Below are 21482 nucleotides of genomic sequence, written 5' to 3'. Positions count from 1 at the left end.
AATGGAGTTTTATCCGAATGGATTAGTTTAATCATATTGCCTCTCCATTTTTAAGATTTAATCGCTTTAATAATAGATTCACTTTTTTGTAAAATTGGGACATCTACGGAAAAGGTATCAGGATACTTAATTCCCATTCCTGTATTAAGAGCAACAACTACATCTCGATCTTTAATCCATCCTTGTTCCCTTAATCTGCGTGCTGCTACAAAGGTAGCAGCTCCTTCTGGACAAACGAATGCACCCTCTAGACTAGCGATTTTCTTTTGTTCCTCCAAGAGTGCTTCATCCTCAACTGCTACAGCACATCCTTTTGTTTGGTAAATGGCTTCAAGTACCAAAAAGTCTCCAAGTGCTTTTGGAACATTGATTCCAAATGCAATGGTAGTAGAGTCATTCCAGAATTGGGATTCTGCCTTCCCCTCTTCCCACGCCTTAACGATTGGAGCACAGCCTTCTGCTTGAACAGCGACCAAACGAGGAAGTTCACCTTCAACCCATCCTAATTTTTTAAGTTCTGTAAGTGCTTTATAGATACCAATTATCCCTACGCCGCCGCCGGTTGGATATAAAATTACATCTGGCATTTTCCAGGCCATCTGCTCCGCAATCTCGAGCCCCATTGTTTTTTTACCTTCAATTCGGTATGGTTCTTTTAAAGTCGATGCATCAAATAAACCAAATTCCTCTACTGATTGCGCCACAATTTTTCCGGCATCACTAATAAGTCCATCCACAAGATATAAATTAGAGCCTGAGACCGCTGATTCATTTCTTGTTATTTTGGGAGCATCCTTTGGCATGACAATGGTAGATTGGATTCCTCCTCTGGCAGCATAGAGTGCCCAAGCAGCACCAGCATTTCCATTCGTAGGCATGGCAAGTTCTTTAACACCTAATTCTTTCGCTTTTGATACACCTACAGCAGCTCCGCGTGCTTTAAAGGTGCCTGTAGGAATAATCCCTTCGTCTTTCATCCATAAGTTTGCTATATTCATATCTGTACCTAGAGTAGGCATGGTGATTAGAGGGGTCATCCCCTCTCCTAGTGTGACAACATCCTTTTCATTGGAAACAGGAAGCAGTTCATGATATCTCCAGAGGCTGGCGTCTCTCCCGACTAAATCCTCTTTTGAAAGATCCCTGCCTAACTGGTCTAAATCGTATTCTACTAATAGCGGTGAGCCACACGCACATAACTGCTTTGTTTGTTCGTGAGAATAGGTATTATTACACTTTGGACAATATAAATGTGAAATATAACTGTATTTCATAGTTCATCTCCCTTCTTAAAATAAACAGCAAGATTACTAGTTCTTGTAAATTATAATACGACATCATTATCAATATTAAAAATTAATAATACTAATGGAAATGATATAGAAAACTTATGACATCCCTCCCTTTCAAAAAGAGGAGGGATTAAAAAAAGAGGGCTGCTTAAAGATTTTATCCTTAAGGCAGCCAAAGGTTCTTCTATTAAACTAAAAGACTTTCCCTTTGCTTGGAGGGCTTAACATCACGAGGAATAGGACAATGATAGGGATGATCGACCAATTGTTCTTGTAATTCCTTGTTTGCTTGTTCAATTATTTCTTGATTTTCCAATGCTTTAATGGCAGTTAGGGCCAGAACCTTAGAGACTTGAATCAAACCTTTATGGGCAATCGAAGACTTTCCTTGGGTTACCATTTGCCAACTATGAAGGACTGTTCCTAAAGCTGCGGTCGTGTACATACATTGCGCAGTAGGAGTAATCCAGCTAACGTCACCTACATCTGTTGATCCGGAGAGGAATCCTTTTCCGTCAGATGGAATAGGCTCCGTAGACAAGAATGGTCCCTCTGGATGAATAGGCAATCTTTGTATGGATACCGACTCTAAATACTCTGCACTTTGCTTTTCCGCCTCCGACAAAGTATTCCAGATTTTTTTTGCAAAATCATATTCTTCAGTAGAATAGGAGGGACTTGCTACCTCAGTAATAGACTCCGCCAATACCTTTCCTAAAGTATGATTCGGATTGTAATTTAAACAAGCTTTATCAAACACGATCTCAACATCAGTTTCTGTCATTAAGGCTGCACCTTTGGCAATATTACAAAGGCGTTCAAAAATATGCTTCGTATCCTCAAAATTCTGGGCTCGAACGAGGTATAGGACTTCCGCCTCTGACTGGACAACATTGGGTGAAATACCACCAGTGTTGGTGATGGCATAATGAATCCTTGCTTCTTGTTTAATATGTTCACGTAAGTAATTGGCTCCTACATTCATTAATTCCACCCCATCTAAGGCACTTCTGCCTAAATGCGGATTGGAAGCGGCATGGGCACTTCTTCCTTTAAATTTAAAATAAGCCTGGATATTGGATAAAGAACTAACCTCTACAACTCCTGTCCGGGTATTTGGATGCCAAGTAAGCGCAATGTCTACATCATCAAAAGCACCATCACGTGCCATAAACGTTTTTCCGGATCCGCCTTCTTCTCCAGGACAGCCATAAAAGCGCACTGTTCCTTTTAGTTGGTTCTCTTCAATATATTTTTTTAAAGCCGCAGCCGCAGCTAATGCACCAGTTCCCAATAAATTATGACCACATCCATGGCCATTACTGCCATTTTGAATAGGTTTTTGATAATCAATCTCACTTTTTTGACTTAACCTGGATAAGGCATCAAACTCACCTAGGAAACCAATAATAGGCTTTCCCTCACCAAACTCACCTATAAAGGCAGTTTCGATACCGGCTACGCCATTTGTTACTCTAAATCCTTCTTTTTGTAATTGTTCACATAAATATCTACTAGATACATATTCCTCAAATCTAGTTTCAGGGTTCTCCCAGATAAAGTCGCTAATAGATTTCCATTTTTCCTGTGTTTGTTCTATAAAATTGTTGACCCAATCAACTTGTTTCAAAATGAAATCACCCCTTGTAAAATTCTATAAACTCACTAGACAAACTTGGCCTCTTTTAAACTTACATCCGGCGATACATCATGACCATAGATACAACCAACGCCATCTTTAATGATTATTTTTGTACCAAAGGGTTCGGAAAGAGCTTGTAATCTTTTTAGAATTTCCTCATTCTCAGTGATTTCCGGAAACCCATTTTGGTGCCGCTTTTTACCATGTGAAAGTTCAATAGGATACAATGTAATTTCCACTAACTCCCCGTCTTTCATGGTCCAGTATGGAATGACGGATTCCATCATCTCAGGGATACTCAATAATCCTTTTGTCCCGTTATACGTTTTCTTGTCCATGGCCTGCATTACACCAAAATTATTTGGGATCTCATGATCATCATAAAAATCCTGAGGCAGTGCATCGACAGTCTCATTTTGAAAAATAAAGTTTCCAAGACTATAAAAAATGGGTCTTCCATGGTAAATTTCAATGCCTCTCAGTGTATGTGGACCGTGTCCAACCACACTATGAGCACCTGCATCAATAAATCTTTTTGCAGCTTTCTCTACAAAATCAGCTGCTAGTCTCTTATCTGTTCCCTTCATTTCGTGCGCATGAAAATTAACAATCACATAATCGGCTTGTCTCCGTGTATCATCAATCACTCCTTCAATACGCTTCATATCGTTTTCATTGGGCTCGGTTTTCAGCCCTTCGTCATCGCCGACCTCAAATACCATCGAATAGCCATATAGATCTCGGCCAAACGGCAGGGTTCCTTCCGGAAAAGGCAGCATAAACGCTTCATTTATAGCCATTTGGGTAAAGGCATTTACCTCTGTTTTATCGGCAATATTTTTCAAAACAGACAGTTCTTCTGAATGAATGATATGTTTGCGAATATGGCGAAGTCCATTGATCCCGGGTCTCCCTTTGATGTTATGCCTTTGTTCCGTTGCCATATGAGTCATGTGCGAAGCTACTGAAACAGAAATAAAGCCAATTCGACCGGCGGGTGTATCTAAAAATATAGGTTTTCCTGCTTCATACAAATTCTCCCCTGTTCCCGTGTGGAGAATCCCAGTTTCATCAAGATGACGATTAGTTGCTTCTAGTCCGTCATAGCCATAGTCAAATGCATGGTTATTCGCGGTTCCAACTAAATTAAAACCATAGGCTTTTAAGTCATCTAATCGATCAGGGGTGGTTCGAATGTGGGTCCCACCAGGAATAGCTCCTGGTGTCCCTTCATTGTTCAAAATATTAATCTCAAGATTGGTTATTCTACCATCGGCCTGTTTGACAATCCTTTCAATGCTTGAAAAGCTTTCGTCTTGATAGCTTGGCACTCTTCGTGTTTGTAAATAGTCACCTGTTGCGGCAAACGATATCGTATCTCTCATGTTATAGCACCCCTTTAACTAGGATTAGGTAAATTTACTTTAACTGAGCTGTTTTTAGGTTAAGCTTTTTGGTATCTAGCACCACTTGTGCTAATGCTTGTAAACCAATTTTCATGCCAAGTTCATCTATATCAAATTTCTCATTATGATGACCTGCTGCAATGGTTGTTCCTACTACTGCATATGTAGCTAATCCTCCTCTGCTTTTGACCTTTTCCATCATATAGGTTGCATCCTCTGAACCTGAGCTTTCATTAGAAAGTAATTGAACTCGTTTGATTTCTTGGATATCTTTTATCGAGTCATGAATAAACTCAACAAGCTCGTCACTACAATCACACGACTTTGCTTCGCCGACTATATCGAGATCCATCTCAACCTGATGAGCAATGGCGGTTCCTTTTAATACATTTATGGCATTGGTTAAGATATACTCATTTACCTCAGAGGTATCACCACGTGTCTCTATCTTTAATTTCGCAGAGGAAGGAATAATATTTCTGCCCGTTCCGGCGTTAAGGACACCAACATTAATTCGGGAATTTCCAGCACTATGGCGTGAAATACCATGTAAATTAAGGACAGCAGATGCTGCAGCTAGTAACGCATTTTTGCCCTCTTCTGGTTTTCCGCCTGCATGTGATGCCACACCTGAAAAGGTAACATCTATCTTGGTAGTAGATAGGTATCCGTTATTGCCGCAAACAATTTCTCCAAGTGGCACACCTGTACCAATATGGGTAGCGATGAATACATCAACATCATCTAATACTCCTGCAGCCACCATTGATTTTGCTCCTCGTACCCCTTCTTCTGCAGGCTGAAAGATCAGTTTTAATTTTCCTGATAGATGTTCTTTCATTTCAGAGAGTAATTTTGCTAATCCTAATCCAATCGATGTATGAGCATCGTGACCACACGCATGCATCATTCCAAGGTTTATCGATCGAAAACCTAGTGCAAATGGAAGGTGGTCAAGATCATTTGATTCCTCTAAATCTAAAGCATCCATATCAAATCGAAGTCCAATGGTTGGACCAGGCCGCTTAGTATCCAGAATTCCAACAACACCGGTATGACCACCTTTTACAAGCTCTAGCCATTTTTCATTTGCTCCTTGTTGACGTGCTCGTTTTTCATGCTGGTGCAGAACTTCCTTTGATGGAACACCCATTCTCGCCTTTGAATCTATGACGTCCTTGCCAATTTTAATTTCATATCCCCACGCTTCAAGCTTTTCAGCAACTAAAGAGGATGTCCGGAATTCAAGCCAGCCTGATTCAGCATGTTGATGAAAATCCCGGCTCCATTCCACCATCTCTGAAAAAATTTCATCTACTAAACAAGGAAGATTAACTTTCATATAAACACACCCTTTTCTATTAAATTTTTTTTAACAAGTTTATTGATGCAGATGGCAGGCCACAAAGTGCCCTGGTGCCATCTCGATACTTTCCGGAACAGCTTGTTTACAAATGGCTGTAGCAAAAGGACAGCGCGTATGAAAATTACACCCAGACGGCGGATTAATAGGAGATGGTATTTCTCCTTTTAAATGGACCTTCTTTTGTTTTATTTTAGGATTTGGATGTGGAATGGAAGATAATAGCGCTTGGGTATATGGATGAAGAGGATTCGCAAAAAGTTCATCTGTTTCAGCCTCCTCCATCATTTTGCCTAGGTACATAACACCGATTCTATCGGAAATATGCCTCACCACACTTAAATCATGTGCGACAAATAAATAGGTCAGACCGAGTTCTTCTTGAAGATCTTCTAAGAGGTTAATAATCTGTGATTGAATGGAAACATCTAAAGCGGAAACCGGCTCATCACAGATAATCAGTTTTGGATTTACGACTAATGCTCTCGCTAATCCAATCCGTTGGCGTTGGCCCCCAGAAAATTCATGCGGAAAACGATAATAGGTATCTGCATGTAAGCCAACTTTTTCTAAAATAGCAAAAACTCGTTCCATCCGATCCTGGTTGGTTCCAATATTGTGAATCACCATTGGTTCAGCAATACTGTCTCCAATCCTTTTTCTAGGATTTAAAGAAGAGTAGGGATCCTGAAAAACCATTTGAAGGTCTTGACGTTTCTTCCTAAACTCAGAGTTTGATAGTTTAAAAATGTCAGTTCCTTCAAAAAAGACCTCCCCTTCAGTTGGGGCAGTTAATCGTAGGATTGTTCGCCCCATTGTACTTTTACCGCAGCCTGATTCTCCAACAAGCCCGTACGTCTCTCCTTCATTCAAATGGAACGATACATCATCTACTGCCTTCACATATTTTTTGGTAACACCAATTGGATTTTTAACCGGAAAGTATTTTTTAATACCCTTGATTTCTAGAAGCTTCTTTTTGGCATATTCTTGTTCTGGTCGTTCCTCCAAATTGATTGCTTCATGTTGCATTTGCCATCGCCCCCTCTATTTCTTTATAGTGCCAGCACTTAATTCGTTTCATATTATTTAAAGCCTCTAATTCCGGCTTTTCATTCATACATTTTGCATCTGCAAATGGACATCTAGGAGCAAATCGGCAGCCTTTTGGAATTTCATTAAGTGACGGCACCATGCCCTTTATGATCGAGAGTTTTTTATTTCTGTCACCGTAAAGCTGTGGAATGGAATTGATTAACCCTTTTGTATATGGATGAAGAGGGTTTTCAAATAAGGAATCGACATCTCCCTCTTCCACCACTTCCCCTAAATACATGACTGCGACCCGGGTGCAATGCTGGGCAACAACACCTAAATCATGTGTAATCAGCATAATCCCCATGTCTAATTCATGTCTTAGGCTATCAATCAATTCTAAAATTTGAGACTGTATGGTTACGTCTAATGCAGTTGTGGGTTCATCTGCAATTAGTAATTTTGGCTGGCATGCTAGGGCAATCGCAATCATAACCCTTTGCCGCATACCGCCCGAAATTTGGTGAGGATATTCTTCAATCCTTTGTTCAGGAGCAGGAATGCCGATTAATTTCAACATGTCTAGCGCTCTTTGGTACGCTTCTCTTCTCGTAAGCTTTTGATGGAGCATAATCGGTTCCATAATCTGATCACCAATAGTAAATACTGGATTCAGGGAACTTAAGGGGTCTTGGAAAATCATCGAAATGTCATTTCCTCTTATCTTTCGCATTTCGGATACCGGTACTTCTAATAGATTTTTTCCTTCAAAATTAATTTCGCCATCATAGGTAGTCACACCATTTTCTTCAAAAAGGCGTAAAATGGATTGTGCAGTCACACTCTTACCACATCCGGATTCGCCAACAATAGCTAACACTTCACCACGATCTACATAAAAGGAAATACCATCAACTGCGGTTACTCTCCCTCTTTCAGTTTGGAAATGAGTTTTAAGACCTTTTATTTCTAACAAATGTTCTTCCATCTTTAGTATCCTCCCTTTTTAGTAGTCGGCTCCATTATTACTTTTTGGCACGGTTCGTATGTGGGTCTAACAAGTCTCTTAACCCATCACCAAACAGGTTCAACCCTAAAACGCTCATAATAATGGCAAGCCCAGGGAAAAAGGTCATCCACCAAGCATTAAAAATTACCAATTTACCATCATATAGAATGTTACCCCAGCTTGGAGCTGGTGCCGGAACCCCAACACCTAAAAAGCTTAAGCCTGCTTCGATAATAATGGCATCAGCGAAAATAAAGGTAGAGTACACGATTAAAGGGGAGAGTGTATTTGGGGCGATATGCTGCCAAATAATTCTCAGGGAGGATGCCCCTTGTGCTTTCATCGCTTCAATGTACGTTTGCTCCCTTACCACTAATGCTGCTGACCTGACTACACGGGCCACATAAGGGGCATACACTACACTTAAGGCGATAATGACATTCTCGACATTTGTTCCTAGAGCTGCCATTAGTGAAATAGCCAGCAAAATAGCTGGAAAAGCCATTAAGCCATCACAGATTCTCATCAAGATGTGATCGAGTACTTTATAATAGGAAGAATATAAACCTATAATCATGCCTAAAATCGCAGTAATAATCGCTACCGAAATGCCTACACCCATTGAAGCCCGCGCCCCGTAAACCACCCTAGCAAAAAGATCCCTTCCTAGGTTGTCGGTTCCTAAAAGATGTTCACCACTTGGAGCTTTTAATCGACTAGTTACAACCATTTCATAAGGATTATAGGACGAAAGAAAAGGTCCTATTAAGGTAATAACCAAGGTAAATAAAAGGATAACACTCCCTGTAACAGTTAATTTATTAAATAAAAAACGACGGACAAACAAGCGTCTTCTTTCTCTATTAATATCTCTTTTAAAGTCGCTCAGTTGTCGTTTTTTTTCAATCGCTAATTCCATTCCATAACCTCCATTCACACAAAGATAAGTTATGATTCTTTTCTTAAACGGACTCGTGGGTCAATGACTCCATATAGTAAATCAACCAATAAATTAATTAACACATAGGCCACAGTTACCATTAACACGGTACCTTGGATGACAGTGTAGTCTCTTCGTTCTACAGAATTGATAATCAATTGACCAATCCCAGGAATATTAAAAACGGTTTCGGTAACAGCTGCACCCGCCACCAACATACCAAAAGTTTGACCTAAAACAGTTAAAATAGGTATAAATGCATTCCTTAAGGTATGTTTATAGATTACTTTCCTCTCATGTAGTCCTTTGGCTCTAGCTGTTTTAATAAAATTTAAGTTTAACGTTTCGACCATTGAGGACCGAGTCATACGTGAAATTAACGCTGCTTGACCAGTACCCAATGCAATTGCAGGCATAATAAGGTATTTGATATGTTCCCACAACCCTGCGCTTAATGGCTGGTAACCTGCTACAGGCAGCCACTTTAGGTTAATAGCTAATACTATTATTAAGAACAATCCGAAAAGAAAATGAGGGATGGAAATACCTAGTAAGGATAAGCCCATAAAAGTTTGGTCTGTAATAGTGCCCCTTTTTCGGGCTGCCATTATTCCTAGAGGCAAGGCAATAATAATGGCGGTAATTTGTGCCATTATCGCTAAAGATAGCGTAGGTCCCAGATGTTCAAATATAGCAACAGTTACAGGTTTGTCCATGAAAAATGAATTACCTAAATCTCCCTGAAAAACACCTTTAACCCAATGGAAATACTGCTGATAAATTGGGGCAGTTAATCCTAAATCATGTTTTAGCTGAACAACATCTTGTTGGCTTGCCTCAGGTCCTAGCATCACGGATGCTGGATCACCGGGAGTCAAATGAATAATCATGAATACCACAATTGAAACAATGATTAGAACGGGAATCAATGACAAAATCCGTTTCAAGATATAGGATTTCAAATAAACAAACCTCCTTTGGTAGGAAAAATGTGAACTTTAGACAACAACACTTGCACATTAATTGAGAAAGTTATGCACAAGTGTTGTTTTGCTTTACAACTATTTATTTAGTTAAACTGGTGTTCCAAAGAATAATTCCTTCAAAATATCCGTTTCCTTTAATTTCTTTGTCTCTATAGGCAGAGAAGGTAAGGAAATCACCGATATTAATGTAAGCCATATACTCTTTCCAGTTATAAGCCTGTAACTCATCCCATTTGGCCATTGCTTCTTTATCTGATGAAGCGGTGCGAATTTCTTCCGTCAACTGTTGAAGTTTAGCATCCACTGGCCAGCCAGCGTAATTAGGATCTAACGGTAAAGTTTGAGTTGGTATTGATACAGGAGAAAAACCTGTAATAAAGGCATCCCATGCTGATGGATCATTTCGTTTCGTTGTTAATGTTGCCCAATCCACAACGTCAATTTTTACTTTCATTCCAATAGCTTCTAACTGTTGTTTCATTACAACTGCTGTATTATAAATGTACTCATAATCCCGAGTGGCTAAAATGCGAACCTCTTCACCGTTATAGCCTGCTTCTTTTAATAGCTCTTTGGCTTTTTCTTTATCATGTTGGTTATAAAACTCTTTTCCTGCATCCGTGTACCATTTTGCTTGCTCTTTGTACATTAGGCCATTATCAAGGCGGTAAAATTTTTTATTTCCCAAAGCACCCATCAATACATCCTCATTATTAATTCCTGTGTTTACTGCTTGGCGAAGTTTTTGATTCGTAAATGGGCCCTGTTTTTTGTTAAATACGAAGGCAACACCACCATATAAATTTAGAGAAGGTTTTATATCTTGAGAACTATTAATTTGATCATAATTATCATAGGAAATCTGGTAGGCAATTTGGTATTGCCCTGTTGTAATACCAGCTAATCTAGTGGAGCTATCAGTTACTACGTCAAAAATTAAATGATCAACAAATACTTCTTTTTTACCAGCTAGACCATTAGATGGGGCATCGACTGGTTTGTAATCATCGTATTTTGTTAATTTAATATATTGGTCTGGTTTCCATTCAACCAATTTAAACGGTCCTGTCCCAACAATTTCAGTAATTCCGTCTTTTGGAGCATTGTCAATGATTTCTTTTGGCATAATGGCAGCAAACTGATTAGTGGAAGCAATAACATCCAACACACCAATCGTTGGCTTTTCAATTTTCAATTCAACAGTGTATGGATCCTTCTCCGCAAATTGGCCTTTTCCAATTGCATTAGCTGCTCGTGTTGATTTCACTAACCAGCGATTCATTGATGCTACGACATCTTCTGCCGTCATTTCTTTACCATTATGAAATTTTACTCCCTTCCTTAAATGAAAAGTATAGGTTAAGCCATCATCACTTTTTTCATAGGACTCAGCTAACATTGGTTCTACTTCATATTTTGGATTCAACACTAATAATGTTTCAAACACATGCCTGGCAATTTCTTTTGTAGCGGTTGTAGTAGAGATTTGGGGGTCGAGAGTTGGTGGTTGTGCATCGAGGGCAATGTGAATGTCTCCTCCCTTTTTAGTTACGGTATTTTTGTTACTTGCATTGGTTTCTTTAGATGTTTCAGAACTACACCCTATTAATACAATAGAAAGAAATAAAAGAGATGAAATCAACAAACTTAGTATTTTAAAATTTTTAATCATAATTAAGCCCCCTCTTTTTGGTTTATATTTGATAATTCAGAAAATAAAAAGTATTTTTCTATTAAGCCAACATCCGCTTCCCGATTCTTTCTAAGAGATTAACTGCAAGTGGCAGTACAGCCTCATTGATATCAAATTTATGATGATGATGTGGTGCGGGTAATGGTGAACCAATATTCATATATGTTCCTTTTCCCCCTCTCTCCTGGACGCGTTTAATAAGAAAGGACGCATCTTCACTACCTATACTTGTGTCACAATCTTCCTTAAAAGAGATAAAACCTTCTAGCTTCCTCGCCTCTTCGAGTACAACCGATACCATTTCCGGATCTGGTCGAATCGTCGTTGCCTCTCCAATGATTTCGGTGTCACATGTCAATCCGTGCATATAGGCACTATGTTTTACAATGGTTTTTACACGCTCTTCTAATTCGTCTTTTATTTCTTCTATATCGGATCGGATATCAATGACCATCGATGCTTCGCTAGGAATGATGTTAGCCGCCGAACCGCCTTCTAGTATTCCGACATTCACTCGGGTTGTGCCGCCACTGAAACGGGGGATAGCATGAATATTTAATAAGGCAGTAGCTGCTCCCAATAACGCATTTCGCCCTTTTTCAGGTGTGCCTCCAGCATGTGACGGAACACCGTAAAAGTAGGCCTTCATTTTGGAGGAAGCTAGAAATTTGGAATTCCCTCCATGGATTTCTCCAAGTGGGATATCTAGTCCAAGGTGAGAGCAAAAAAGAAAATCAACGTCATCCACAATTCCTTTTTGAGCCATCGCATAACCACCACGTCCTCCTTCTTCAGCAGGCTGAAAGATTAACTTCAATGTTCCCGCAAAATTTCGGTCTGCTAATCTCTCAGCTAAAACAAGTCCCATTGCGGTGTGGCCGTCATGTGCACATGCATGCATATTACCGCTAAATTCGGAACCAAATTCATGAGACTGAGGAAAATGATCATAATCCTTACTCTCCTGAATTGGTAAAGCATCCATATCGAATCGGAAACCAACTGTTGGACCTTCTTTTTTTCCCTTTAACACCCCAACAACTGCTGTATTTCCATCTTTCATTTTCTCGATAATTGTTTCGTTAGCACCAAATTTTATTGCCCTCGAATATGCCTCATCTAATTCACGCTGAGATGGTACACCTCTACGAGAATTATGATCGATCGCATCTCTCCCATATAAAATGTCATATCCTAAAGAAAGTAGCACTTCTACGACTCTAGAAGCTGTTCGGAATTCGGTGAAACCTAACTCGGGATATTGGTGAAAATCTCTTCTTAAAGTAATAACATCCATGAAATTGTTCCCCTTTCTATTAAACTATCTAAATTAAATAATAGATAATTTGGATCAATGTTAGATTCTATAACACCAACTATTTAATTTATTAGAATAATAGCAAAGTTATAATGATAAATAAAATGAGTTTTCTAAATATTCACAATAAGTTTTTTTAATAATTAAAGTTAAAATGAGTGATTTCTATTTAATAGAAATATGAACAGGAATGGTAAGGGGGGATGACTTATGCGGAGGTAAATGTCTCTACTGAAAACAAACATTAAACGATCAAACAAGCTAAGATACTCAAACAAATGGAAACAAGTAATATTACGATTAAGGGTCTTAATGCCTTTGTCCGTAATTCACGGAGGTTTACATTTAATCCTAACCCTACCATAGCTGAGGTTAGGCACTAAGAAGGATATTCTCTGGATAACCAATAACCAAGTAGCGCAATAAAAAAGGTAAACCCAATTCCACCGACCCATGACCCCATAGAGCATTCCATTTTGATCTATTCAATCCAAGGGATCTTGCTTTTTCAGTTTGCATGATCGCACCTCCGTTTCTATTCTTATTTAAAGTTAATTGATGGTGAGTGCTAAGTAAAATTGATATATATAATGGTTATAATAAGTTATTTTTATAAGACGAATAGGAAAGTTTAAAGGAATTTATATCTCGTTGAAGGATGGCTACGATTAAATTAGTAAAAGCAATCGTAATCTTGTTTTCCAGTTTAAAGACTCGAATCATCGTCTTCTATGACGAAAAAAAGTACCATCCATTTGTTGAATGATACTTGGCAATATTTTTATCTTTACCGAAAAACGGTTGTGAAATATTGTTGTGAAACAAGAAAAAACAAGTTGCTGCATAATTTGTGCGCATTTTAATAAACTTTTCTTCACGAAGAGGCAAAACTCTTTCCGTTCAGATAATAAGCGGACTCCAGGAATGTACTGAAAGCGACTTCTACCTCTGGAATTCCGAGTGCTTGAATATGTTTTGTTACAATGTTGGCAAATTGGTCTTGAATTTCCTGACCGCGTTCGAACCATTTCACTTCTATTAATGGGTATCCAGGCACTTCATTTCCATCAAATACATAAGTTGATTTGACTATTTCTAAAGTGAAATTGTCCGTTCCACATGCACATAAATCTGCCAATTCTTGTAATAATGAAGTACTAATCGTTTTTACCTGATCAACTGAAACTCCTCTAATGATTAAATGTGGCATACAAATCGCTCCCATATCGTGTGATAAATTTTTAAAATATATAACAATATCTATAATGACACTAATTTATCTAATAGCCAATTCAACCCTGATATGGAATATCGATCAATTAATATAGACGCTTCCCCATCCAGAATTCATTCAGTCATACGCGTTCAGAGTTACTCCACTATGCTTAACGGCCACATAAAGGTTTTCAATACCCGGGATATTCCCCAGGATTTGAAAACCATCGTCCGGAATACAATCCCGCTAATACTTTGATTAGCGGGATTGTTATGTTCATTGCCATCAATGAATTGCCTATATGTACGGCAATCTTACTTCCCTATCCCCAGATAGATATTAATTGGACATGGTTTGCAGAAAACGGAACAAATGTTTGTATTTCCTATATCATATAAAATAAACTTCCGCAATTATGTCCAGTTTATTAAATATGGCGATGGAGAATCTCAAAACCTTTAAAAAAGCAGAGACCCATTTGGTCCCTGCATCTCCAATTTAAACTCTTATTAGGTAAGTATGGCTGTCGTTTTGCAAAACAAAATATGTTTCTAATTTATTGATTGTTCATTTAAAGAGGCGCATTTATCTAACTTATCATTCTGAAACCGTTACTTCAATTGGCTCTGCTACTAAATGCCATTCCTTACCAAGCATTTGGAATGTATGCATCGCAAACACATTTACCGTTCCGGGTTCAATAGCTTGAATGGTATTACCTTCAATTTTAACCTTCGTTTCTCCGTTATTCACAAAGAGGGTCGTTTGAATATTTTCTGTTTTATCTTCTCGATAGTTCACTTTAGATTTCACCTGAATCACAGCTGATTTTCCGACTTTCAAGTTCACTTTTTTGTTCGGAATTTCTAAACGAATCGGTGCATCCGTCAGCCACTGCGTATAGTCCGTGATCGGTCCGACAACCCCAGCCTCCAAGGCTTGTCCAAATGGATTCTCGTTTCTAAACGTCCAATGCATATTTAGGAATCCGCGCTGTCGCATGTATTGGATAAATTCCGGATTCAGACTGCCATAGTCTGCGTTCAGTGTCGCGTTCATGCTGGCTCCGTACTGCATCATTTGCTGGGCTTTTTTCAGCCTGCTTTCTACCGTGGATGGTACACCTGATGAATAAAGATAACCAGTGCCAACTTCAGGGTTGAGACTGCGAGTGTTTCGGATATGATTCGAATTAAAGCTTTGAATCACGACGTTATCAACCATTCCGGATTGCTCGATCTCCTCCATTACTTGCTTCTCGATGCCATCCGCCTTCAACTCGACAAGAAGAACCACATCTTTCCCCTTGAACTCATCTAAATACTCTTTAAATGTTGGTATCTTTTCTCCTTGGAATTCAGGACTGAACTTGATGCCGGCATCAAGAGCACGAATCTGCTCAAGTGTTGAATCCTTTACATTGCCTTTTCCATTCGTTGTACGGTCCACTGTATAGTCATGCATAATGACCAGCTGGCCGTCCTTTGTCCTCTGTACATCTGTTTCAATCATATCCGCTCCCAATTCATAGGCCTTACGATAGGAAGTCATCGTATTTTCAGGAGCAAGGGATGGTACGCCGCGATGCGCAGCAACGACAGGTCGCTGCACCAGTGTATTCTTTGGATACTGCCCCAAAGCTTCAATGGAAGCTGCAGGGTTCTCCGTTAAAATGCCGTCCACTCCAAGATGAATGATTGAATGAGCCGCTTGAACATCCTCCGCACCGATTCCCCAAACCGAAATGGCGCGGCTATGCAAATAATGAACCGTATCAGGACTCAGAATCTTTTGCGGTATGACCGCCACCATCGCATTGTTTTTATGAATGTCACGTGCAAAAGCAGCCATATCATGTTTATTGAAGGATGCCTTGTTGTAAAGAAGGGCACCTCGTGCTGTTTTAATAAAACCGCGCATTTCTTTTACAATCGCAGGATTGCTGGATAAAATCTGAAAATCCTGTGTCTGTGTTTCTTTTAGGATATTCGCAAGACCTTCAATATCCACATGTTCTTCGACATGAACGACCGGAATGAATTTGCCTTTCATGGTTTCCAGGGCTTTTTCAATTGGTGCCCCGTCAACAGTCCATTGCCCCTGCTCGTTCCGCTTTGCCTGCAAGAGCACGGAAGATGTACCTTCTTGCGTGACGGTTTTCGAAATAATCGTAGGCGGATTCACGATATTCGTGTTCACTTCTTGCGGTAGAAATGCGTTTGTATTCGCTAATGGAGGAAGTGCATTTGAATAGGCATTGACCTTTACATTATCGAATTGAACTGTAGTACCGTTCGCTTGGAAGCCAACATCTCCATTTGCCCATTTTCCGGCCTGGTCCGTATCCACCACAAGCTGACCATCGATAAATTGCTGCACACGATTTCCGCTTGCGATCACTTTTATATGATAAGTCTTATGGAAGGCCATATTTTCTGGATAAAAATTTGTTTCAGGCACCACCCACTGATTACTTTCATTCCTGATGGCGAACTCCAGTCCGTTCAACGCAGTAGTACCTCTGCGCATGGCAAATTGATAATACGGATAAGAATTCGGCTGGACACGATACATTAAAGAAGCCCATCGGCTGTCTTCCACTGCACTTTGAAACGTCATATCCGCTTCATAAACGTAATTCCCGGTTTGGTTTCCCAAAGGAATCACAACTCTGGCAGGAGCACCAGAAGATGGGGACGTTAATACCAGCTTGCCGTCTACGACCTTGGCATTCCCCTGCACAAGCTTCCAGCCGGCTGGAAGCATACCGTTAGCGATTTGATCGAAATTCTCCTGTGTAAGAGCTTGCTCCGCGGCGTGTACCTTAGTTGAACTATTCACCGGACCCATCCACAAACTTCCAAAAATTCCTACTGATACTAAAACAGCTGTTATTCTTTTTGATTTCCCCCTGAAATTTGGTACCATAGTTAGTCTCCTTTTTATTTAGTAGAAACATTGTGACTAATTGACGGGTGTTTTTGTGTATTTTAATAGAAAGAGTGCAAAGGAATACATACTTTACAATGAAAATATTACCAAATGAAGTTATACGTAGGATTAATATATTTTAAAGATATTGTTAAAAAAGACAGGACTTTTGCAATAAGCATTATCTACTAAACTAAATGATCTAGGACAGTGAATATTAGGTTTACTAGAAGATGAACAGGGGGAAATGAATGCTAAAAAAGGAATAAATATTTGATATTGAAGTACTTAAGGAGGTTTGTGAGGAAGATGGTTTTAATATATTTCTAAAAATTGTTTTTCAAACATATAAGAGTGCCAAGTTACATCCCCCGGCACTCCATTTATTTTTTATTATTTAATTAACAACTTTCTGCCTAATGCCTTCCCTTCTCATTAGCTCTTTCACTTTCAGAACAATTCTATCAAATTCCGTCTAAAAAATTCTTTTAAAGGGAGGTAAATAATTGAGATCATCCTCCTTTTATTGCGTCCAAGATAGTATCGATATTCCATTCCATCATTTTTATATACGTATCTCCATCTTCACCCTGTTTCCCCAAAGAATCGGTGAACACTTTTCCAGCAATTGGAACACCGATTTCTCTAGAAACCATTTCCATACTGCGCGGGTCAATGCTTGTTTCAACATATAACACCGGAACATCCTTTGTTAGAGGAACTGTGTAATTTCTAGTTATTTATAAATATCATTAGTTATTGGAAATCTTTATTCTTAATGGGTTTTACGGAAATTTAATAATATTAAGTTATTTATTATTATCGGTAGTTATTTTAAGTTTGCGACCAATATATTACCATTTTTTTCTAATAGATACCCGCCTATTGTTACCGACAATATCTGCAGATCCTGTATTAAGGTTCTGCAGAATATTTTTTTAAGCTTAATATCAATTGATGCTTATCAAATGTTCAAGATCCCTATTTGAAAAAATAAAGACCGAATTTTAAATAAATGTATGTCTGAATCGGTCGAAAAGAGTGTATAAAAAGGCGCTTGGGCAATCATATTGGTTTGAATTTTATTAAGAATCCCCCCCTTATTGGGCAGATTACGTGTTCAACGTTACTTTTTTAAAAAAATATTTTGTTGTCAATTTATTAGTCATAATTTAGTATTTGAATTGTGAAAATTGGAAAAAATCTAATAAATTTTTAATGATGAAAAATACACATCCAATGAAAATAACGTCAATTTTTCATAGAATCTCTTTGTCAATAAACAAGGTCAGTGTGAAAGATGAAATCACATGAAGAAATCTAGTATTAGTAGATTGATATTACCAGTCTGTATTTACAGGTTGATTAATATAAAAAAAAATAGGAGGTTGACAAATGAGAAAAAAAGTAACAAAACAAATTACAGCATTAACTCTCATCTTTACGGTAATCCTGTCTCTATTTAGTAGTTTGGCTTCTGCCTCACCTGTAAGGTCAGTAAAGGAAACAAAGGAACCGCCCTCAAAGGAGATCGTAAAACTTACTCCAAGTGAATCGACAGTCTCGTTCTCTCTTTCTAAAGGCAAACATGAATTAAAGGCTGAAGCAGAGTATAAGGATGGTTCCAAAGCTGATGTTACAGCAGACGGAAAATGGACTTCACTAGATGAGAAAGTTGTTACAGTTGCTAGTGGAGTGCTAACAGCAGTGAATGCAGGGTCTACACATGTACAATTCAGTCTTGGTAATGCAGTGTTAAACGTTGAAGTAAATGTTACTCAAGATGCGCGTGTTTCAAGTCAAAATCTAAATCCTTCAGAAGGGAAAAAAATTGTATCGCTCGTTTTAGCGGCGAATCAAATTACCTACATAAATGAAGGGGAAGAGCGTCCTATCGCATTGAAAGCGCTTTATAGCGATGGCTCGATGGAAGACGTAACTAAATTAGCTAACTGGGAATCAAGAGATCCTTCAATTGCATCGGTTGAAAAAGGTGTATTAAAAGGGATATCACCAGGTAATGTTTCAATGAAAGTAACATACGCAAATTTTCCACAAATAAATTTCTTTGCTTCGATAAGAGATATTCCTGAAAATGTAACGGGGCTGTACCTGTCGGCTGACATGTTGAGGTTAGAAACCTCTGATAAGTCGGTTCAAGTAAGTGCCAGTACAAAGAACCCCATGGTGGGGAATAAAGAGGTTACTTCTTTAGGAAGTTGGACAACGACAGATCGAAATGTAGCTACGGTAAGTAAAGATGGTCAAATAACCCCAGTTGGAATCGGCCAAGCATATATTTATTTTAAATATGATAAGTTGGTTGGTGCTGTACTTGTTAATGTTGTTAAGCCTACAAAGCTTATAACTGATCAACTTACAGTTGAACTAATGCCAGGACAAAATTGGCCTGTTAATTTAACCGAAGTATTCACTAATGGAATATCAGAAGGTGGTATGACTTTAGTTGAAAATGTAAATCCTAATGATGTCAAATGGACAGTCGAAGATAACAGCATTGCAAAGGTTACTGATTCAGGATATATCATTGGAGGTAAGACAGGTAAAACGTTTGTGACAGCTTCCTATCGTTCAGATGTTCTTCCTCCAGTTAAAATTGAGGTTACTGTCACCAATAAGCTTACAACTCCTAGAGTTATTGGTTTGACAGCTTCTCAACCAAACCTCTCTTTAGGAATAGGTGAAGAAACGCCTATTAAAATAAATGCGATTTATAGTGATGGGAGTACTGAGGATGTAACAGGTTCCGTTGAATTGTACTCCGACAATTTCCACGTAGCTTCAGTTTCCCGAAAATATGGTGGTGAATCAAAAGTTATTGGTCAATTAAGTGGCACAACTGTCTTGCATGCTATCTATAATGATTTTCGTTACTTTGTAGATATCCCGGTGGCAGTCACGGATAAAGACGGTCAAAAGCAGGCTCCAAACCCTGAATCAATTTCTGTTACACCAGATATGAAAAATATGGTAGTAAATCAACAGCAGCAATTAGAGGTAAAAACGACCTATTCAGACAGATCAAATTCGACTTCATATGCGGTATATAAATCATCTAATCCTGATGTTGTTAAAGTAAATAAGGATGGCCTGCTTACAGCTGTAGGCACTGGTACAACAATTATTACCGTAGATAGCTCTGGATACTCGAAGCAGGTTTCAATTGTCGTTTCAAATGAACCTTCTAAAGATTTTGCAAATAAAATGGTTGATCTGATTCCTAGTGAAAATGATATCACCTTTAGTTTATCTGAGCACACACATTCGTTCTCTGTAAAAGCAAAATATAAGGATGGTTCAACTGCTGACGTTACATCAGACTCAAGATTCACAACATTAGACCCGGACAAAGTTACTGTTAAGAATGGGGTCCTTACAGCAGTAGCAGCAGGAACAACGCAGGTACTTATCGATTACGGAACAAGCACAAAAATCTTGAATGTTTCAATTCTTTCTGGGAATGATGCGTCAATAAAAGATTTAAAAATTGAGTCCTTGCTTGCTTCCTCATTGGATGTTGTTGTTCAAAAAGATAAGCTTTATCCAGTACATGTTTTTGCTCAATACAATGATGGAACTCAAAGAGAAATAACGAAGTCAATTCAATGGACAACAGAGGATCCTACAGTTGTAAGTGTTAAAGACGGGAAATTTATTGGAATGAAAACTGGAAAAACAAGGGTTAGTGCAACAATTGCAGGTTTCTCTTCTATTAAATTTCCAGTAAAAGTACAAGATCAAGTTGGACCAGTAAATTTAGTAGGAATTGTTAGCGCGGGGATAATATTACAGCCTGAAGCAGGAAATATAGTAGAAGCGATAACTAATATTAGCAATGGGATGATATTACACCCTGAAGAAGGAACTATTGATGCGAACGCGTTTGCTGAATATACAGATCATAATATAGTTCAGGTTGATACAGAAGGGAAATGGGAATCTTCCGACGAAAGTGTAGCAACTGTTGACCAGAACGGAGTCATTACATGGGTCGGCCCTGGTGAAGCATACATCTGGTTTAATTATTATGGTTTGAGAGATGCTATTTGGGTAAGAAACACTAAGCCTGTAGATTTATATTGGGCTGAAAACAATAAATGGACAACTAGCAATGTAATGTTAGAACCTAATAAGTCCACTGACATCTCAATTAATGGCTTCTTTGGTCATCATGGCCGAGATGGAAATTGTGATTGTTATAATCTTACTAGCAAAGCAAAATTGACGGTGGCGGACGAATCGGTTGCAACGATTTCTGCTGATGGACATCTCATCGCTCACTCTGTTGGAAAAACGACAATAACTGCTACTGTTTTTGGAATGTCAAAGACAATTGATGTTGAAGTTGTAGCAAAGTATCCTACATTTATTAGGGGGATAAGTTCTTCGCCGGGTTATATCGTAAATTCAGCAGGCTCAACAAATGAGGTAGTCATAAATGCTATGTCCAGCGATGGAACGATAAAAGACGTTACAGCTGATGTCAAATGGAATAGTTCTAATTCGGAAGTAGCTGAAGTGACCGCTGATCATAAGATCCTAACGAAGTCTGAAGGAGCCGCTGTTATCATTGCGGAATATGGTGAATTTAAAATCATTATTCCTGTTATAGTTAAACCTAATTAAATAA

At 38.7% G+C, this 21482-nt stretch carries 14 protein-coding genes and 2 pseudogenes; 1 reads left to right on the top strand and 15 read right to left on the bottom strand.

The annotated features are described in order from the left end of the window. Positions 1-50: 50 nt before the first annotated feature. The 15 genes and pseudogenes from V7137_RS18690 to V7137_RS18625 all read right to left on the bottom strand — a co-directional run. A complete protein-coding gene (locus tag V7137_RS18690; RefSeq protein WP_335699470.1) occupies positions 51-1274 on the bottom strand; it encodes a threonine synthase in 1224 nt (407 codons plus the stop codon). 205 nt (positions 1275-1479) lie between these two features. After that, entirely contained in the window at positions 1480-2922 is a 1443-nt protein-coding gene (locus V7137_RS18685) for a M20 family metallopeptidase (protein WP_335699469.1), read from the bottom strand. A gap of 35 nt (positions 2923-2957) precedes the next feature. Next, positions 2958-4319 (bottom strand): CapA family protein, encoded by a 1362-nt coding sequence (locus tag V7137_RS18680; RefSeq protein WP_335699468.1) that lies wholly within the window; start codon positions 4317-4319, stop codon positions 2958-2960. Positions 4320-4353: 34 nt separating this feature from the next. Continuing rightward, positions 4354-5682 (bottom strand): amidohydrolase, encoded by a 1329-nt coding sequence (locus V7137_RS18675; RefSeq protein WP_335699467.1) that lies wholly within the window; start codon positions 5680-5682, stop codon positions 4354-4356. A 39-nt stretch (positions 5683-5721) separates the two neighbouring features. Beyond that, positions 5722-6735, bottom strand: coding sequence for an ABC transporter ATP-binding protein (locus V7137_RS18670; protein ID WP_335699466.1), 1014 nt, complete (start codon positions 6733-6735; stop codon positions 5722-5724). Continuing rightward, positions 6725-7726 (bottom strand): ABC transporter ATP-binding protein, encoded by a 1002-nt coding sequence (locus tag V7137_RS18665; RefSeq protein ID WP_335699465.1) that lies wholly within the window; start codon positions 7724-7726, stop codon positions 6725-6727. Before V7137_RS18665 ends, V7137_RS18670 begins: the two co-directional genes overlap by 11 nt. Positions 7727-7763: 37 nt before the next feature. Continuing rightward, on the bottom strand, positions 7764-8666 hold the full coding sequence (locus tag V7137_RS18660) for an ABC transporter permease (RefSeq protein WP_335699464.1): 903 nt from the start codon (positions 8664-8666) through the stop codon (positions 7764-7766). A gap of 29 nt (positions 8667-8695) precedes the next feature. Further along, positions 8696-9649: an ABC transporter permease gene (locus tag V7137_RS18655; RefSeq protein ID WP_335699463.1), complete on the bottom strand. Its 954-nt coding sequence runs from the start codon at positions 9647-9649 to the stop codon at positions 8696-8698. A 103-nt stretch (positions 9650-9752) separates the two neighbouring features. Next, on the bottom strand, positions 9753-11345 hold the full coding sequence (locus V7137_RS18650) for an ABC transporter substrate-binding protein (RefSeq protein WP_335699462.1): 1593 nt from the start codon (positions 11343-11345) through the stop codon (positions 9753-9755). A 61-nt stretch (positions 11346-11406) separates the two neighbouring features. Then, complete coding sequence (locus V7137_RS18645) at positions 11407-12663, bottom strand: amidohydrolase (protein ID WP_335699461.1); 1257 nt, start codon at positions 12661-12663, stop codon at positions 11407-11409. Positions 12664-12928: 265 nt separating this feature from the next. Then, positions 12929-13060, bottom strand: a pseudogene (locus tag V7137_RS30730) (putative sulfate exporter family transporter); the annotation flags it as partial. After that, positions 13057-13203, bottom strand: coding sequence for a hypothetical protein (locus V7137_RS18640; protein WP_335699460.1), 147 nt, complete (start codon positions 13201-13203; stop codon positions 13057-13059). The pseudogene V7137_RS30730 and the gene V7137_RS18640, both read right to left, overlap by 4 nt. 355 nt (positions 13204-13558) lie before the next feature. Next, complete coding sequence (locus V7137_RS18635) at positions 13559-13894, bottom strand: DUF1904 family protein (RefSeq protein WP_335699459.1); 336 nt, start codon at positions 13892-13894, stop codon at positions 13559-13561. A gap of 603 nt (positions 13895-14497) precedes the next feature. Then, on the bottom strand, positions 14498-16828 hold the full coding sequence (locus V7137_RS18630) for a glycerophosphodiester phosphodiesterase family protein (RefSeq protein ID WP_335699458.1): 2331 nt from the start codon (positions 16826-16828) through the stop codon (positions 14498-14500). A 515-nt stretch (positions 16829-17343) separates the two neighbouring features. After that, a pseudogene (locus tag V7137_RS18625) lies at positions 17344-17541 on the bottom strand (metal ABC transporter solute-binding protein, Zn/Mn family); the annotation flags it as partial. A gap of 685 nt (positions 17542-18226) precedes the next feature. On the opposite strand from V7137_RS18625, the gene V7137_RS18620 reads away from it, so the two are divergent. Further along, positions 18227-21478, top strand: a complete 3252-nt coding sequence (locus V7137_RS18620; protein ID WP_335699457.1) for an Ig-like domain-containing protein — start codon at positions 18227-18229, stop codon at positions 21476-21478. Positions 21479-21482: the final 4 nt, after the last annotated feature.

This window comes from Neobacillus drentensis (assembly GCF_036962765.1).
GTDB lineage: Bacteria > Bacillota > Bacilli > Bacillales > Cytobacillaceae > Neobacillus > Neobacillus drentensis_C.
The sequence above is the reverse complement of the archived record's forward strand: the minus strand, read 5'-3'. Positions and strand labels throughout refer to the sequence as shown.

What these genes read in the sequence shown, in the direction of transcription:
- V7137_RS18690 (WP_335699470.1), bottom strand. Translation starts at nt 1,274, where the DNA reads ATGAAATACAGTTATATTTCACATTTATATTGTCCAAAGTGTAATAAT.
- V7137_RS18680 (WP_335699468.1), bottom strand. Translation starts at nt 4,319, where the DNA reads ATGAGAGATACGATATCGTTTGCCGCAACAGGTGACTATTTACAAACA.
- V7137_RS18675 (WP_335699467.1), bottom strand. Translation starts at nt 5,682, where the DNA reads ATGAAAGTTAATCTTCCTTGTTTAGTAGATGAAATTTTTTCAGAGATG.
- V7137_RS18670 (WP_335699466.1), bottom strand. Translation starts at nt 6,735, where the DNA reads ATGCAACATGAAGCAATCAATTTGGAGGAACGACCAGAACAAGAATAT.
- V7137_RS18665 (WP_335699465.1), bottom strand. Translation starts at nt 7,726, where the DNA reads ATGGAAGAACATTTGTTAGAAATAAAAGGTCTTAAAACTCATTTCCAA.
- V7137_RS18660 (WP_335699464.1), bottom strand. Translation starts at nt 8,666, where the DNA reads ATGGAATTAGCGATTGAAAAAAAACGACAACTGAGCGACTTTAAAAGA.
- V7137_RS18650 (WP_335699462.1), bottom strand. Translation starts at nt 11,345, where the DNA reads ATGATTAAAAATTTTAAAATACTAAGTTTGTTGATTTCATCTCTTTTA.
- V7137_RS18645 (WP_335699461.1), bottom strand. Translation starts at nt 12,663, where the DNA reads ATGGATGTTATTACTTTAAGAAGAGATTTTCACCAATATCCCGAGTTA.
- V7137_RS18640 (WP_335699460.1), bottom strand. Translation starts at nt 13,203, where the DNA reads ATGCAAACTGAAAAAGCAAGATCCCTTGGATTGAATAGATCAAAATGG.
- V7137_RS18635 (WP_335699459.1), bottom strand. Translation starts at nt 13,894, where the DNA reads ATGCCACATTTAATCATTAGAGGAGTTTCAGTTGATCAGGTAAAAACG.
- V7137_RS18630 (WP_335699458.1), bottom strand. Translation starts at nt 16,828, where the DNA reads ATGGTACCAAATTTCAGGGGGAAATCAAAAAGAATAACAGCTGTTTTA.
- V7137_RS18620 (WP_335699457.1), top strand. Translation starts at nt 18,227, where the DNA reads ATGAGAAAAAAAGTAACAAAACAAATTACAGCATTAACTCTCATCTTT.